The organism is Streptomyces sp. 4N124 (assembly GCF_052245395.1).
Classification (GTDB): domain Bacteria; phylum Actinomycetota; class Actinomycetes; order Streptomycetales; family Streptomycetaceae; genus Streptomyces.
In genome coordinates this window covers 52,625-67,695 of record NZ_JBQQBS010000032.1, presented here as the reverse complement: position 1 = coordinate 67,695, position 15,071 = coordinate 52,625, and the positions used below count along the sequence as shown (strand labels likewise).

Annotated in this window: 15 protein-coding genes; 10 read left to right on the top strand and 5 right to left on the bottom strand. The window is 71.2% G+C overall.

Annotated elements, in window-relative coordinates; translation table 11 throughout:
• The first annotated feature begins 48 nt into the window (after window positions 1–48).
• The 6 genes from cobM to cobC are packed head-to-tail and all read left to right on the top strand — an operon-like array spanning window position 49 to window position 6,333.
• Window positions 49–867, top strand: a complete 819-nt coding sequence (cobM, locus tag ACTWQO_RS28665) for a precorrin-4 C(11)-methyltransferase (protein WP_443240250.1) — start codon at window positions 49–51, stop codon at window positions 865–867.
• On the top strand, window positions 864–2,111 hold the full coding sequence (cbiE, locus tag ACTWQO_RS28660) for a precorrin-6y C5,15-methyltransferase (decarboxylating) subunit CbiE (protein ID WP_443240249.1): 1,248 nt from the start codon (window positions 864–866) through the stop codon (window positions 2,109–2,111). Before cobM ends, cbiE begins: the two co-directional genes overlap by 4 nt.
• The gene (cobJ, locus tag ACTWQO_RS28655) at window positions 2,108–3,787 is read left to right on the top strand and encodes a precorrin-3B C(17)-methyltransferase (RefSeq protein WP_443240248.1); all 1,680 of its coding nucleotides are present in this window, start codon (window positions 2,108–2,110) and stop codon (window positions 3,785–3,787) included. Before cbiE ends, cobJ begins: the two co-directional genes overlap by 4 nt.
• Entirely contained in the window at window positions 3,784–4,374 is a 591-nt protein-coding gene (locus ACTWQO_RS28650; protein WP_443240247.1) for a precorrin-8X methylmutase, read from the top strand. The genes cobJ and ACTWQO_RS28650 overlap by 4 nt, the downstream gene beginning before the upstream one ends.
• Window positions 4,371–5,291, top strand: coding sequence for a sirohydrochlorin chelatase (locus ACTWQO_RS28645; protein WP_443240246.1), 921 nt, complete (start codon window positions 4,371–4,373; stop codon window positions 5,289–5,291). The genes ACTWQO_RS28650 and ACTWQO_RS28645 overlap by 4 nt, the downstream gene beginning before the upstream one ends.
• On the top strand, window positions 5,281–6,333 hold the full coding sequence (cobC, locus tag ACTWQO_RS28640) for an Rv2231c family pyridoxal phosphate-dependent protein CobC (RefSeq protein ID WP_443240287.1): 1,053 nt from the start codon (window positions 5,281–5,283) through the stop codon (window positions 6,331–6,333). The genes ACTWQO_RS28645 and cobC overlap by 11 nt, the downstream gene beginning before the upstream one ends.
• Window positions 6,334–6,360: 27 nt before the next feature.
• Here cobC and ACTWQO_RS28635 read toward each other — a convergent pair whose 3' ends face one another.
• The 5 genes from ACTWQO_RS28635 to ACTWQO_RS28615 form a co-directional block, all read right to left on the bottom strand.
• Window positions 6,361–7,266 carry an SCO1860 family LAETG-anchored protein gene (locus ACTWQO_RS28635; RefSeq protein ID WP_443240245.1) on the bottom strand — a complete coding sequence of 302 codons (906 nt, stop codon included), beginning with the start codon at window positions 7,264–7,266 and terminating at the stop codon, window positions 6,361–6,363.
• Between the two features lie 269 nt (window positions 7,267–7,535).
• The gene (locus ACTWQO_RS28630; protein ID WP_443240244.1) at window positions 7,536–8,630 is read right to left on the bottom strand and encodes an amidohydrolase family protein; all 1,095 of its coding nucleotides are present in this window, start codon (window positions 8,628–8,630) and stop codon (window positions 7,536–7,538) included.
• A 22-nt stretch (window positions 8,631–8,652) separates the two neighbouring features.
• Window positions 8,653–9,444 carry an amino acid ABC transporter ATP-binding protein gene (locus ACTWQO_RS28625; RefSeq protein ID WP_443240243.1) on the bottom strand — a complete coding sequence of 264 codons (792 nt, stop codon included), beginning with the start codon at window positions 9,442–9,444 and terminating at the stop codon, window positions 8,653–8,655.
• Entirely contained in the window at window positions 9,441–10,268 is an 828-nt protein-coding gene (locus ACTWQO_RS28620; protein ID WP_362948492.1) for an amino acid ABC transporter permease, read from the bottom strand. The genes ACTWQO_RS28625 and ACTWQO_RS28620 overlap by 4 nt, the downstream gene beginning before the upstream one ends.
• A complete protein-coding gene (locus tag ACTWQO_RS28615) occupies window positions 10,265–11,110 on the bottom strand; it encodes a transporter substrate-binding domain-containing protein (RefSeq protein ID WP_443240242.1) in 846 nt (281 codons plus the stop codon). Before ACTWQO_RS28615 ends, ACTWQO_RS28620 begins: the two co-directional genes overlap by 4 nt.
• Before the next feature lie 138 nt (window positions 11,111–11,248).
• Here ACTWQO_RS28615 and ACTWQO_RS28610 point away from each other — a divergent pair, with 138 nt between their 5' ends.
• From ACTWQO_RS28610 to ectB, 4 genes are all read left to right on the top strand, one after another.
• The gene (locus tag ACTWQO_RS28610; protein ID WP_443240241.1) at window positions 11,249–12,349 is read left to right on the top strand and encodes a pyridoxal-phosphate-dependent aminotransferase family protein; all 1,101 of its coding nucleotides are present in this window, start codon (window positions 11,249–11,251) and stop codon (window positions 12,347–12,349) included.
• Between the two features lie 30 nt (window positions 12,350–12,379).
• On the top strand, window positions 12,380–12,907 hold the full coding sequence (locus ACTWQO_RS28605; protein ID WP_443240240.1) for a DinB family protein: 528 nt from the start codon (window positions 12,380–12,382) through the stop codon (window positions 12,905–12,907).
• Window positions 12,908–13,235: 328 nt separating this feature from the next.
• Window positions 13,236–13,754 (top strand): diaminobutyrate acetyltransferase, encoded by a 519-nt coding sequence (gene ectA, locus ACTWQO_RS28600; RefSeq protein ID WP_443240239.1) that lies wholly within the window; start codon window positions 13,236–13,238, stop codon window positions 13,752–13,754.
• A 43-nt stretch (window positions 13,755–13,797) separates the two neighbouring features.
• The gene (ectB, locus tag ACTWQO_RS28595; protein ID WP_443240238.1) at window positions 13,798–15,069 is read left to right on the top strand and encodes a diaminobutyrate--2-oxoglutarate transaminase; all 1,272 of its coding nucleotides are present in this window, start codon (window positions 13,798–13,800) and stop codon (window positions 15,067–15,069) included.
• The last annotated feature ends 2 nt before the right edge of the window (window positions 15,070–15,071 follow it).

Sequence of the window (15,071 nt, the reverse complement as noted above, 5' to 3'; positions counted from 1 at the left end):
TTGCAGCTTGTAAGACCCGCTTTGCTTGTACGAGAGGACCGATTCCCCATGGCCGATGCCACCGCCGGCAAGGTGACCTTCGTCGGTGCCGGCCCCGGCGCCGCCGATCTGCTGACGTTCCGTGCCGCGCGCGCCATCGCCGAGGCCGATGTCGTGATCTGGGCGGCCAGCCTGGTCCAGGCGGAGGTCCTCCAGCATGCGCGCGAGGACGCGGAGATCCTGGACTCGGCGACGATGTCCCTGGAGGACGTGGTCGCCGTGTACGAGCGGGCCCGGACCGATGGTCTGCGGGTCGCCCGTATTCACTCCGGGGACCCCGCTCTCTGGGGCGGAACGCAGGAGCAGCTCGACCGGTGTGCCGCGCTCGGCATCGCCACCGAGGTCGTACCCGGCGTCTCCGCCTTCTCCGCGGTCGCCGCGCTCGCCCAGCGGGAGCTGACGATCCCCGAGGTGGCACAGTCCGTCGTGCTGACGCGGCTCGGCGGCGGCAAGACGCCGATGCCGCCCGGGGAAGAGGTGCGCGAGTTCGCCAAGCACGGCACGACCATGGCGATCTTCCTGTCGGCCGCCCGGAGCGGACAGCTCGTACGGGAGTTGCTGGAGGGCGGCTATCCGACGTCGACGCCGGTCGTCATCGCGTACCAGGCGACCTGGCCCGAGGAGCTGGTCGTGCGCTGCACGATCGCGACCCTGGAGGAGACGGTCAAGGAGCACAAGCTCTGGAAGCACACCCTCTTCCTGGTCGGCCCCGCCCTCGGCGCGCAGGGCACCCGCTCGCACCTGTACCACCCCGGCCATTTCCACGGCTACCGCAAGGCCGACCCCGAGGCCCGCAAGGCGCTGCGTGAGCGAGGGGCGAGTACATGATCACGGTCGTCGGTACGGGGACGGGGGCGCCGCCTCCCGAGGACGTCCTCGGCGCCGCGGAGCTGGTGGTCGGCGGGCGGCGGCATCTCGACGCCGCACGGCTGCCGTCGGGCGTTGAGCAGGTCGTGCTCGGTCCTCTGGCGCCCGCGCTCGACCGGATCGAGGCGTACGTCGCCAAGCAGGCGCCGGTCGTCGTGCTGGCCTCCGGCGACCCCGGGTTCTTCGGGATCGTGCGGGTGCTGGCCGAGCGCTTCGGTGCCGGGCTGCTCGACATCCGGCCGGGCGTGTCCTCCGTGGCCGCCGCCTTTGCGCGGGCCGGGCTGACGTGGGACGACGCGGTGGTGGTCAGCGCGCACGGGCGGGAGCCGCGGACGGCGGTCAATGTGTGCCGGGCGCAGGCGAAGGTCGCGGTGCTGACCGGGCCCGGCGCCGGTCCGGCCGAGCTGGGGGCCGCCCTGCTGCACAGTGACCGCGTCCTCGTCGTCGCGTCCGCGCTGGGCGACTCCGAGCGGGAGCGGGTGGAGCGGGTGACGCCGCGCGAGGCCGCCGCGCGTGACTGGGGGACGGCGGTGAGTGTGGTGCTGTGCCTGGACGAGGCGCGGTTCTCGGCCGGTGCGCGGACGGTCGCCGGGCCCGGGGTCGGGTCCGACCGATGGGCGCTGGACGAGGGCGAGTTCGCCCACCGCGACTCGATGATCACCAAGTTCGAGGTACGCGCCCTCGCCCTGGCCCGGCTCGGGCCGCGCCTCGGCGATCTGGTCTGGGACGTCGGCGCGGGCTCCGGTTCCGTGGCTGTCGAGTGCGCGCGGCTCGGGGCCGCCGTCGTCGCCGTCGAGAAGACCGGGGACGGCGTCGAGCGGATCCGCGCGAACGCGGCCGCACACGGGGTTGACGTACAGGTGGTCCACGGGAGCGCGCCGGGCGCGCTGGCCGAACTCGACGATCCCGACGCGGTGTTCGTCGGCGGGGGCGGGGGTGACCTGCCCGAGATCGTCGCCGCGTGTGCGCGGCGGGCGCGGCGGACGGTGGTCGTCGCGATGGCCGCGCTGGACCGGGTCCCGGCGGTGCGCGAGGCGCTCACCGCGGCCGGGTTCTCCTGCGACGGCGTGCTGCTGCAGTCGTCCCGGCTGGCGCCGCTCCCGGGGGACGTGACCCGGCTCGCGGCGACCAATCCCGTCTTTCTGCTGTGGGGCGTCAGGCCTCACGTACCTCAAGCCCTTGAAAATGAAGGAGTTGCCCAGTGATCGGCCTCATTTCCGCCACCGCGGCGGGCGCGGCTGCGCGGGACCGGCTGGCCGCGGCCTGGCCGGAGCGGACCCGGGTGTACGACGGTCCGGTCGGGGACGCCGTACGGGCCGCGTTCGCGGAGTGCGAGCAGCTGGTGTGTTTTCTGGCCACGGGGGCGGTGGTGCGGCTGGTCGCTCCGCTGCTGTCGGACAAGCGGGCCGATCCCGGTGTGGTGTGCGTCGACGAGGGCGGGCGGTTCGCCGTGTCGCTGGTCGGCGGACATGAGGGCGGGGCGAATGAACTCGCCGTGGAAGTGGGTGAGTTGCTCGGCACGCAGCCCGTGGTGACCACGGCCACCGATGCCGTCGGACTGCCGGGGCTGGACACGCTCGGGCTCGCGGTGGAGGGGGCCGTGCCCGCGGTGTCCCGTGCGCTGCTGGACGGTGAACCCGTCGCCCTCGTAACCGAGGTGCCGTGGCCGCTGCCTCCGCTTCCCGTGGCAGCGCAGGGTGCGTACACGATCCGCGTCACGGATCGCACGGTCGAGCCCGCCGAGCACGAGGTCCTGCTGCGCCCGCCGTCCCTCGTCGTCGGCGTCGGGGCCTCGCGGAACGCCCCCGTCGACGAGGTGCTCGGGCTCGTCGAGGGCACGTTGCGGGAGGCGGGGCTGTCCGGTCGTAGCATCGCCGAACTCGCCACCGTCGACGCCAAGGCCGAGGAGCCCGGCATCGTCGCGGCGGCCGAGCGGCTCGGGGTGCCGCTGGTGACGTACTCGGCCGGGGAGTTGGCCGCCGTCGAGGTGCCCAACCCCTCCGACGCGCCGCTCGCCGCCGTCGGCACCCCCTCCGTGGCGGAGGCGTCGGCGCTCATCGGCGGTGGTGAACTGCTGGTGCCGAAGCGGAAGTCGGCGATGGTCACGTGTGCGGTCGTACGACGTCCCGCGCGCGGGCGTCTCGCGGTGGTCGGGCTCGGACCCGGCGCCCGGGATCTGCTCACCCCGCGAGCGAAGGCCGAACTCCGGCGCGCTTCCGTGCTCGTCGGCCTGGACCAGTACGTCGACCAGATCCGCGATCTGCTGCGGCCCGGCACCCGGGTGCTGGAGTCGGGGCTCGGCGCGGAGGAGGAGCGGGCGCGGACCGCGGTCGCCGAAGCCCGGCGCGGGCAGGCCGTCGCGCTGATCGGCAGCGGGGACGCGGGCGTGTACGCGATGGCCTCCCCCGCCCTCGCGGAGGCGTCCGACGACATCGACGTCGTCGGCGTACCCGGCGTGACCGCCGCGCTCGCCGCCGCCGCGATCCTCGGGGCACCGCTCGGCCACGACCATGTGTCGATCAGCCTGTCCGACCTGCACACGCCGTGGGAGGTCATCGAGCGGCGGGTGCGGGCGGCGGCCGAGGCGGACATCGTCGTGACGTTCTACAACCCGCGCAGCCGGGGCCGCGACTGGCAGCTGCCGAAGGCGCTCGCGATCCTCGCCGGGCACCGGTCGGGGACGACGCCGGTCGGAGTCGTCCGCAACGCCTCACGGCCCGACGAGTCCGGCCGGCTGACGACCCTGGCCGCCCTGGATCCGGCGACGGTCGACATGATGACCGTGGTGACCGTGGGCAACACGGCGACCCGCGAGATCGCGGGCCGCATGGTGACGCCGCGCGGCTACCGCTGGCAGGAAGGGCAGGAGGGCGCCGAGTGAACCGTGTGGTCCACCCCATCGAGCAGGAGTCCTTCCGGCGGCTGCGCGCCCGCCTGGACACCTCGCACTTCCCGCCGCTGACCCGGGCGGTCGTGGAACGGGTCATCCACTCCGCGGCCGATCTCGACTACGCCGCCGATCTCGTCATGGACGAGTCCGACTTGGCCGGCGCCCATGCCGCGCTGCACGCCGGGGCGCCGGTCGTCGTGGACGTCGAGATGGTCGCGGCCGGGATCACCCGGCGCGAGACCGTCTGCCGGCTGCGGGACGCCGAGGCCGGGCCGGGGCTGACCCGCTCGGCCCATGCGATCCGGCTCGCCTACGAGCAGGTCGGTCCGGGCGCCCTCTGGGTCATCGGCAACGCACCCACCGCGCTGGAGGAGTTGCTGACGCTGGACGCCTCCCCCGCGCTCGTCGTCGGTCTGCCCGTCGGCTTCGTCGGCGCGACCGAGTCCAAGGCCGCGTTGCGCGAGAGCGGGCTGCCCGCTGTCAGCAACGTGTCCGAGAAGGGCGGTTCGGCGGTCGCCGCCGCCGCGCTCAACGCCCTGCTGTACCACCCCACTTCGCCATCCGAGGAGAAACAGTGACCACCGCGCCGCCCGCCCTGCTCATCGCCGGCCACGGCACCCGGGACGACGCCGGAGCCGAGGCGTTCCGCGACTTCGTACGGCAGTTGGGGCACCGCAATCCCCAACTGCCGGTCGCGGGCGGCTTCATCGAGCTGTCCCCGCCGCCGCTGGGCGACGCGGTGACCGAGCTGGTGGAGCGGGGGGTGCGGCGGTTCGCCGCCGTTCCGCTGATGCTGGTGTCCGCCGGGCACGCCAAGGGGGACATCCCGGCGGCGCTGGCCCGCGAGAAGGAGCGGCACCCCGGGATCTCGTACACCTACGGCCGTCCCCTGGGCCCGCACCCGGCGCTGCTGAACGTGCTGGAGCGGCGGCTGGACGAGGCCCTGGGCGGGCGCCGCCCCCAGGACCGGGCGGACGTCACCGTGCTGCTGGTCGGGCGGGGTTCCACGGATCCCGACGCCAACGCCGAGGTGCACAAGGCGGCCCGGCTGCTGTGGGAGGGGCGCGGATACGCGGGCGTGGAGACGGCGTTCGTGTCGCTGGCCGCGCCCGACGTGCCGAGCGGCCTTGAGCGGTGCGCGAAGCTGGGCGCGCGGCGGATCGTCGTCCTCCCCTACTTCCTGTTCACCGGCATCCTGCCGGACCGGGTCAAGCAGCAGACCGAGGGCTGGGCCGCCGCGCACCCCGAGATCGAGGTGCGGTCGGCCGAGGTCATCGGCCCGGAGCCGGAGCTGCTCGATCTGGTGATGGAGCGGTACGAGGAGGCCGTCAAGGGCGATCTGCGCATGAACTGCGACTCCTGCGTCTACCGCATCGCACTGCCCGGCTTCGAGGACAAGGTGGGCCTGCCGCAGCAGCCGCACTTCCACCCGGACGACGACGGCCACCACCATGACGGTCACCACCATCACGGCGGACACGCCCATGCACACTGACGGCGGCCACGACCTGCGGCACCACGGTGACGCAGAGGTGCGGGACGACGGCTCGGCCCTCGTGGACCTGGCCGTCAACGTCCGCGCCGACACACCTCCGGCCTGGCTGCGCGACCGGATCGCCGCCTCGCTGGGCGGGCTCGCGGCCTACCCGGACGGGCGTTCCGCGCGGGCGGCGGTGGCGGCGCGGCACGGGGTGGCGCCGGAACGGGTGCTGCTGACCGCGGGGGCCGCCGAAGCGTTCGTGCTGCTGGCGCGGGCGCTGAAGGTGCGTCAACCGGTCGTCGTGCACCCGCAGTTCACGGAGCCGGAGGCCGCGCTGCGGGACGCGGGCCACACCGTCGACCGGGTGTCGCTTCGCCCGGAGGACGACTTCCGGCTGGACCCGGCCGCCGTACCGGAGGAGGCCGACCTGGTAGTGATCGGCAACCCGACCAACCCCACCTCGGTGCTGCATCCGGCCGGCACGGTCGCCGAACTGGCCCGACCCGGGCGGACGTTGGTGGTGGACGAGGCGTTCATGGACGCCGTGCCGGGTGAGCGGGAGGCGCTGGCCGGGCGGACGGACGTACCGGGCCTGGTCGTCCTGCGCAGCCTGACCAAGACCTGGGGTCTGGCGGGTCTGCGCATCGGCTACGTGCTCGCCGCCCCGGAGACCATCGCCGACCTGGAACGGGCCCAGCCGCTCTGGCCGGTGTCCACGCCCGCGCTGGCCGCGGCACAGGCCTGCGTGGAGCCACAGGCGCTCGCGGAGGCCGCACACGCGGCCCACCGCATCGCCGCCGACCGGGCCCATCTGGTCGCCGGGCTGGCGGAGTTCGACGAACTGCGGGTCGTGGCGCCCGCCGAGGGCCCCTTCGTCCTCGTACGACTGGCGCGCGCAGCCGACGTGCGGCGACGGCTGCGCGAGCTGGGGTTCGCGGTACGGCGCGGAGACACCTTCCCGGGTCTGGACGAGGAGTGGCTGCGGCTGGCTGTACGGGACCGCAGCACGGTCAACTCCTTCCTCCATGCCCTGCGTCAGGCACTGGCCGGTCCCTGAGCACCCGCATGATGAAGCGCTTGCCGGTCAGCTCCGGCGACGGCGTGACAGCACCACCGCTCCGCCGCCCGCCACGACCAGGGCGATCGCTCCGCCGGCGATGTACGGGGTCGCCGAGTTGCCGCCCGTCTCGGCCAGCCCGTCCTCGGCCGGGGCGCCTTGGGGCTTCACGTCGGCCGCCGGGTCCTCGCTCGGGGCGGCGGACCCGGCGGGTGCCGTCGGTGCCTCGCAGGTCGCCTCGGCGAGCGTCAGGGTGCCGGTCACCTCGGCCACGTTGAGCTTCAACGGGTTGACGGAGACGGTGAGTTCGAGGGCGGTGGCGGCGGCCGTACGGGACGTCGTCTCCGTCTTCGACAGATCCAGCCGGACCTCGCCGACGCCGGGCACCTTCACCTCCGTCGTGCCGCCGGTGGACACCGTGACCTTCTTGCCCAGTACGGTGACGGCGCCCAGCAGGTTGGAGGAGGCGCTCGGCGTCTCGCCTGCCTTGCAGGTGGCCTTCGACGTCACGCCCTCGAGCTCGATGAGCGACAGCAGCGGCAGGCCGGGGACATGGACCCTCGCGTGGGCGAGGTGGGTGGAGGCCTGCGCCGTGCCGTCGGCGACGGTCGCCTTCGACGCCGCCGCGTCGGCGCGCAGCACCTGGATCGGCTGTCCGCCCTCGACGCCGTCCAACTGGGCGGTCAGCGCGGCCTTTTCGGCGCTCTGCGGCGCCTGCACCTCGTTGAGGGAGACCGCGAGCGGGACGTTCACGGTCTTGTTGAGCAGGGACACATCGAGCCCGGTGCGCAGGACGACGGCGTGCGCACGGCCGTCGTCGGTCGCGTGGGCGGGCCCCGCGCCGGCCAGGGCGGCGGGACCGGCGGCCAGGGCGGTGGCCGTCGCGACGGTGGCGAAACGCCGGGCGGGCGTACGGAAGTTCTTGCCGTTCAAGGTGGGGACCCCCAGCGGAGACTTGTTCGGGACCCGGCAAGAATTGCGTACCGAGAGTGAACAGTCAGCAGTCCGGCGCGACTTCACTCCAACGTGACTTTCCCGTGGATATTTTCGAATCACCGGGCACGGATGTTCCTCGAAGTCACCCCCGTACCCCCTCCTGTGCGAGCGCTCGCGTTGACACGTCGGCGTGAGACACGGAGTGAACAACGCTGCCGGGCGACCATCGGTCACGCTGCGTCAACTGGCTTCCCGGCCCGACAGGCCTACCCGACGACGTGTCCGTTCAGCACGACCCTGCGCGAGTCCGCCAGCACCCGTACGTCGGCCCGCGGATCCGCCTCGTACACGACGAGGTCCGCCGGTGCGCCCTCCTCCAGACCCGGGCGGCCGAGCCACCGCCGCGCCCCCCAAGCCGTCGCCGACAGGGCCTCCACCGGCGGGATTCCGGCCGTGACCAGTTCGGCCACCTCACCCGCCACCAACCCGTGGGCCAGGGAGCCGCCCGCGTCCGTGCCGACGTAGACGGGGATGCCGGCGTCGTAGGCGTTGCGGACGGTGTCGTAGCGGCGTTCGTAGAGGCGGTGCATGTGGGCGGACCAGCGGGGGTAGCGGGTCTCGCCGCCGGCGGCGAGTTGGGGGAAGGTGGCGATGTTGACGAGGGTGGGGACGACGGCGACGGAGCGTTCGGCGAAGAGGGGGATCAGGTCGTCCGTGAGGCCGGTCGCGTGCTCGATGCAGTCGATGCCGGACTCGACCAGGTCGCGGAGGGAGTCCTCGGCGAAGCAGTGGGCCGTCACGCGGGCGCCGAGGCGGTGGGCCTCCGCGATCCCCGCCGCCACGGCCTCCCGCGGCCAGCACGCCGACAGATCGCCGAGGTCGCGGTCGATCCAGTCGCCGACGAGCTTGACCCAGCCGTCGCCGCGCCGGGCCTCCTGGGCGACGTACGCGACCAGGTCCTCCGGTTCGATCTCGTGGGCGAAGTTGCGGATGTAGCGGCGGGTGCGGGCGATGTGCCGGCCGGCCCGGATGATCTTCGGCAGGTCCTCGCGGTCGTCGATCCAGCGGGTGTCCGAGGCCGAGCCGGCGTCCCGGATCAGCAGGGTCCCGGCCTCCCGGTCCGTCAGCGCCTGCTTCTCGGCCACGTCCGCGTCGACCGGGCCGTGCGGACCGAGGCCGACATGGCAGTGCGCGTCGACCAGGCCGGGCAGGGCCCAGCCCTCGACGGTCCGGATGTCGCGGGTGCCGGCGGGACGGTCGTACGAGATCCTCCCGCCGATCACCCAGAGTTCGTCGCGGACGTCCTCGGGCCCGACGAGGACCCGGCCCTTCACGTGCAGCACCGCACCCTGATCGCTCATGTACGGCACCCTAGTCAAGCCGCTACTCGGACTTCCCCACCTGGTCGGAGGTCTCCTCCTCCACCTCCGCCATCGCCGGGTCGAGCAGGCGGGAGAGGAAGTGGCGGGTGCGTTCGTGGGCCGGGTTGGTGATGACCTGGTCCGGGGTGCCGTCCTCGACGATCACTCCGCCGTCCATGAAGACGACGCGGTCGGCGACTTCGCGGGCGAAGGTCATCTCGTGGGTGACGACCATCATGGTCATGCCCTCGTTGGCGAGCATGCGCATGACGGCCAGGACGTCCCCGACCAGCTCCGGGTCGAGCGCCGACGTCGGCTCGTCGAACAGCATCACCTCGGGGCCCATCGCGAGGGCACGGGCAATGGCGACGCGCTGCTGCTGGCCGCCGGAGAGGGAGGACGGGTAGGCGTCCGCCTTCTCGGACAGCCCCACCCTCTCCAGGTTCTCGGCGGCGACCTTCGCGGCCTCCGCCTTGCCCCGCCCCAATACCCGCCGCTGCGGCAGCGTGAGGTTCTCGGTCACCGAGAGATGCGGGAAGAGGTTGAACTGCTGGAAGACCATGCCGATACGGCGGCGTACCGCGTCGATGTCGACATCGGGGTCGGTGAGCTCCGTACCGCCGACGAAGACCTGGCCCTTGGTGGGTTCTTCGAGGAGGTTCACGCAGCGCAGCAGCGTGGACTTGCCGGAGCCGGACGGACCGATCACGCAGACGACCTCGCCCTGGTTGATCTCCAGGTCGATGCCGCGCAGCACCTCGTTGTCGCCGAAGGACTTGTGCAGGTCCTGGACGTGGATCTCTGGACGGGTCACTTGACGGCCTCCTGGGCCTTCGCCTCCATGCGGCGTACGACGAAGCCGAGCGGGATCGTGACGAGCAGGTAGCACAGGCCCGCGACCAGGATCGGCGTGGAGTTGGCGGTCTGGCTGGCCAGGTCGCGGCCGAACTTGGACAGTTCCCGCTCCTCCAGTGTGACGCCGAGGAACAGCACGAGGGAGGAGTCCTTGAACAGGAGCACCAACTCGTTGGTCAGCGGCGGGAGGATGATCCGGAAGGCCTGGGGGATGATGATCGAGATCATCGCCCGCGCCGGTGAGAAGCCCAGCGAACGGGCCGCCTCCATCTGCCCCTTGGGCACCGCCTGGATGCCCGCGCGGATCGTCTCCGCCATGTAGGCCGCGGACACCAGGCCGAGCGCGAGCGCGACCTTGCCGTAGGTGCCGCCGGGGATCTCCGTACCCGGGAAGGCGAGCGGCACGGCCACGCCGACGAAGATGAAGATCAGCAGGGCGGGCAGACCGCGGAAGATCTCGATGTAGACGCTCGCCAGCCAGCGGTACGGGCCGACGGACGACAGCCGCATCAGCGCGATCACCATGCCGAGGACCAGGCCGAAGACGAAGCCGGACAGGGTGTACAGCACGGTGTTCTTCAGCGCCAGCGTGATGACGTCCGGGAACATCTGCTCGGCGATGTCCGCCTGCGCGAACTGGTTCTGCAGCCGGTCCCAGTCGGCCGAGACCGCGAAGGCGATCACGGCCGCGACGAAGACGGTGTACTGGATGCCGCGCGAGACCCGGCGCTTCTGACGCCGGGTCAGGCCCTTCTTCTTCGGCTGAACGGTGACGTCGGTCATGAGGCGGACGGGGAGGCCGCGGCCTCGTCGTACGGGCCGATCCACTGCTCGTACAGCTTCTTGTACGTCCCGTCCGCCTTGGCGTCCGCGAGCGCCTTGTTGATGGCGGCGACGAGCTTGGTGTTGCCCTTCTTCACCGAGAAGCCGTACTGCTCACCGGTGTTGATCTGCTCGGCGACATCGAAGGCGGCGGCGTTGGCCTTGTCCTTCAGCCAGCCCTGGACGACCGGGTAGTCGATGACGACGGCCTCGACCTGGCCGGTGCGCAGGCCGTTGAGGACGGCATCGGAGGACTCGAACGAGACCGGGTCGAGGCCCTTGCTCTTGGCGTAGTCCTCGCCGGTGGTCTGCGCCTGGGCGCCGACCTTCTTGCCCTTGAGCTCCGCGAAGGACTTGATGCCGCTCTTCTTGTCGACCAGCACGGCCTGGGTGGCCTCGAAGTACGGGTCCGAGAAGTCGACGTTCTTCTTGCGCTCGTCGGTGATGGTCATGCCGGCCGCGGCCAGGTCGCACTGGTCGGCGTTGAGGGAGCCGCCGGTCTTGAAGTTCTCGAAGGGCTGGTCGACGATGTTCTGCTTGACGCCCAGGTCCTTGGCGACCAGGTCGATCAGGGACACGTCGAAGCCCTGCACCTTGCCGTCGATCTCCGACTGGAACGGCGGGTACGGCAGGTGTGTGCAGGTGGTGAGCTGGCCCGCCTTGACGACTTCGACGCCGCCGGCCGCGGTCTTCGTACCCCCGCCGCCGTTGTCGTCGGAGGAGCAGCCGGCCACGAGCACCAGCCCGGCCGTCGCGGTGGTGGCCGCCAGAATGCGGGTCCGGCGCCCGAGGGTCGTCTTCAAGGGTGGGCCTCCTATCAGGGAACGGTGAGTTCCGATTATAAGGAAAGGTTTGAGTCACTCAAACCAAACCGATGGCTGTGGAGTCGTTCTACCTAAGATCGGCGGAGTAGACCTCCACGAAGGAAGTGAGCAACCCCGATGCCCCATCCATTCCTCGATCTTCCCCCGCTGAGCGCCGCGCATTTCGCGTCCATTGAGGACCGCGTGGCTCGACTGCTGAGTACCCGACAGGACGTCGTGATCATGCAGGGCGAGGCACTGCTGCCGCTGGAGGGGGCGATCCGCGGGACCGCCGGACCCGGCACGACCGCGCTGAACGTGATCACCGGGCCGTACGGGCAGACCTTCGGCGACTGGCTGCGGGACTGCGGCGCCACGGTGATCGATCTGGCGGTGCCCTTCCACACGGCGGTCACCGCCGCGCAGATCCTGGACGCCTTCGCCGAGCACCCGGAGATCGACTTCGTCTCGCTGGTGCACGCCGAGGCCGCGACCGGCAACACCAACCCCGTCGCGGAGATCGGCGAGGTCGTACGGCAGCACGGCGCGCTGTTCTACCTGGACGCCGTCGCCTCCGTCGGGGCCGAGCCGGTGCTGCCGGACGCGTGGGGCGTGGACCTGTGCGTGATCGGGGCGCAGAAGGCGATGGGCGGGCCCGCGGGGGTGTCGGCGGTGTCGGTGAGCGAGCGGGCGTGGGCGCGGATGGCCGCGAATCCCAGGGCGCCGCGCCGGTCGTATCTGTCGCTGCTCGACTGGAAGGAGCGGTGGATCGACGGCGGGCGCCGGGCACTGCTGCACGCCCCGGCCCAGCTGGAGATGCTGGCACTGGAGGCGTGTGTGGAGCGGATCGAGGCGGACGGCCTGGACAACGTGATGGCCCGGCACGCGGCTGCCGCCGCGGCGACGCGGGCCGGCGCGTCGGCGCTGGGCGGCGGGCTGGAGCCGTATGTGTACGAGGCCGCGGACGCGGCGCCGGTGGCCACGACGCTGCGGGCACCGGCGGGCGTGGTGGCCTCCGAGCTGGTGGCGCGGGCGCTCGCGTCGGATCCCGCGCTGCCGCTGGCCGCGGGCGGGGGCGCGCTGGCCAAGGAGATGATCCGGGTGAACCACTACGGCGTCGACGCGACGCGGGGAGCGGTCCAGGGGAGTCTGGCGGCGCTGGGGGCGGCGCTCGCCGAGAAGGGGCTGGGAGTGGATCTGGACGGGGCCCGGCGGGCGGCCGAGACTGCCTGGGTATAGTTGCTCAGCGCCCCATGCCATGCTCGGCCCATGACTGCCGACACACCGCACACGCTTCCCGACGGCCGCCCCGTCCCCCTTCTCACCGGCGACGAATTACCCATGCTCCAGAGCTGGTTGGCCTTTCACCGGGCCACGCTCCAGCTGAAGTGCGCGGGGCTGGACGACACTCAGGTGCGGCTGGCGTCCGTCGAGCCGTCCTCGCTCACCCTCCTCGGCCTTGTGCAGCATCTCGCCGAGGTCGAACGGAACTGGTTCCAGCGGGTGTTCGCCGGGCTGGACGTGCCGCCGGTGTTCGGGGAGAGGAGCGGGTACATCCTGGACCCCGACCGCGGGCTGGACGAGGCACTCACGGTGTGGCGGCAGGAAGTCGCCCGAAGCGAAGAGCTGATCGCCGGGCGGTCGCTCGAGGACACCGGGCGGATGGTGGACGGGCCCGTGGCCGGTCTTGAGGTCAGCCTGCGGTGGGTGCTCATCCACATGATCGAGGAGTACGCCCGGCACAACGGCCATGCGGACCTGCTGCGGGAGCGGATCGACGGAGTGACCGGAGCCTGAATTCGGCATTGAATTCCGGGATTCACGACCCGCAATTCGGGAATTCATTCGAGAGCAGCTTCCCGTATTCTTCTGCCCGCTTTCCACCGACCTAAACACAAAGATTTCGCGAACGCCAACCGGTGCGTTTCGGGCAGATCTCGTGAGGGTTGCACGGTTGTGACGCGTTACACATGACCATCGATTTGCCCGTTATATGCAGGTCAAATCACCCCAAACCTCTCAGTCCCCTGCGCCCACTCACGCCCGCGCGATAACACATGAACCGCTGACACGTAACCCCTTCCGGCCATGCAATTCGGATTTTCCCTCGGTAAATTCAATTCGCATGACTGCCGCACAAGCAGACTTGCACGCAGACCTGCACATCGACCGTCCGACGGTGTCGGACGGCGCCGCACTCTGGCGAATCGCCAGAGACTCGGGGAAGCTCGACCTCAACTCCTCGTACAGCTATCTGCTGTGGTGCCGTGACTTCGCCGGTACGTCGGCCGTGGCGCGCGCCGCCGACGGAAGGCCCGTCGGCTTCGTCACCGGGTATGTGCGGCCCGAGCGCCCGCGGACCCTGCTGGTGTGGCAGGTGGCCGTCGACTCCGAGCACCAGGGACAGGGGCTGGCCGCCCGGCTGCTGGACGGGCTCACCGCGCGCGTCGCGGCCGAGCGCCCGCTGACCGACGTCGAGACCACCATCACGCCGGGCAACACCGCGTCCGAGCGGCTCTTCACCTCGTACGCCGAACGCCACGGTGCGCGCGTCGAGCGTGAAGTCCTGTTCGAGGCGGGGCAGTTCCCCGACGGTCCGCACGATCCCGAAGTGCTGTACCGCATCGGGCCCCTGTCCCTCTGACCTCCCCCCACACTCTTACTTACGCTTCGAGGAGCGATTCGTCGTGACCATCACCCAGCCCGACCTCAGCGTCTTCGAAACCCTGGAGTCCGAGGTACGCAGCTACTGCCGCGGCTGGCCCACCGTCTTCGACCGCGCGCAGGGCAGCCGTATGTACGACGAGGACGGCCACGAGTACCTGGACTTCTTCGCCGGCGCCGGATCACTGAACTACGGGCACAACAACCCCGTGCTGAAACGGGCGTTGATCGACTACCTGGAGCGGGACGGCGTCACGCACGGGCTCGACATGTCGACCACCGCCAAGCGCACGTTCCTGCAGACCTTCCAGGACCTCGTCCTGCGCCCGCGTGACCTGCCGTACAAGGTCATGTTCCCGGGCCCGACCGGCACCAACGCCGTGGAGTCCGCGCTGAAGCTGGCGCGGAAGGTGAAGGGCCGCGAGGCCATCGTGTCGTTCACCAACGCCTTCCACGGCATGTCGCTGGGGTCGCTCGCCGTGACCGGTAACGCCTTCAAGCGGGCCGGCGCGGGCATCCCGCTGGTGCACGGCACGCCGATGCCGTTCGACAACTACTTCGACGGCACGGTCGAGGACTTCCTGTGGTTCGAGCGGCTGCTCGAGGACCAGGGCTCCGGGCTCAACAAGCCCGCCGCCGTGATCGTCGAGACCGTGCAGGGCGAGGGCGGCATCAACGTGGCCCGCCCGGAATGGCTGCGGGCGCTGTCCGAGCTGTGCGAGCGGCAGGACATGCTGCTCATCGTCGACGACATCCAGATGGGCTGCGGCCGCACGGGCGCGTTCTTCTCCTTCGAGGAGGCGGGCATCACGCCCGACATCGTGACCGTGTCCAAGTCCATCAGCGGCTACGGCCTGCCGATGTCGCTGTGCCTGTTCAAGCCCGAGCTGGACATCTGGGAGCCGGGCGAGCACAACGGCACCTTCCGCGGCAACAACCCCGCCTTCGTCACGGCCACCGCGGCCCTGGAGGCGTACTGGGCCGACGGGTCCGCGATGGAGAAGCAGACCCGGACCAAGGGCGAGCAGATCGAGCAGGCGATGATCTCCATCACCGAGGAGAACCTCGCCGACGTCAAGGAGTACCGGGGCCGCGGTCTGGTGTGGGGCATGGAGTTCCACGACAAGGACCGTGCCGACCGGATCGCCAAGCGCGCCTTCGAACTCGGGCTGCTCATCGAGACGTCCGGCCCCGAGAGCGAGGTCGTCAAGCTGCTGCCCGCCCTCACCACCACCCCCGAAGAGCTCGACGAGGGCCTGCGCGTCCTCGCTCGTGCCGTACGCGAAACCGTGTGAAT

Coding starts and splice junctions, on each gene's coding strand:
- cobM (WP_443240250.1), top strand. CDS start 49: ATGGCCGATGCCACCGCCGGCAAGGTGACCTTCGTCGGTGCCGGCCCC.
- ACTWQO_RS28620 (WP_362948492.1), bottom strand. CDS start 10,268: ATGACCGACGTCACCGTTCAGCCGAAGAAGAAGGGCCTGACCCGGCGT.
- ACTWQO_RS28605 (WP_443240240.1), top strand. CDS start 12,380: ATGACTGCCGACACACCGCACACGCTTCCCGACGGCCGCCCCGTCCCC.
- ectA (WP_443240239.1), top strand. CDS start 13,236: ATGACTGCCGCACAAGCAGACTTGCACGCAGACCTGCACATCGACCGT.
- cobC (WP_443240287.1), top strand. CDS start 5,281: ATGCACACTGACGGCGGCCACGACCTGCGGCACCACGGTGACGCAGAG.
- ACTWQO_RS28610 (WP_443240241.1), top strand. CDS start 11,249: ATGCCCCATCCATTCCTCGATCTTCCCCCGCTGAGCGCCGCGCATTTC.
- ACTWQO_RS28630 (WP_443240244.1), bottom strand. CDS start 8,630: ATGAGCGATCAGGGTGCGGTGCTGCACGTGAAGGGCCGGGTCCTCGTC.
- cbiE (WP_443240249.1), top strand. CDS start 864: ATGATCACGGTCGTCGGTACGGGGACGGGGGCGCCGCCTCCCGAGGAC.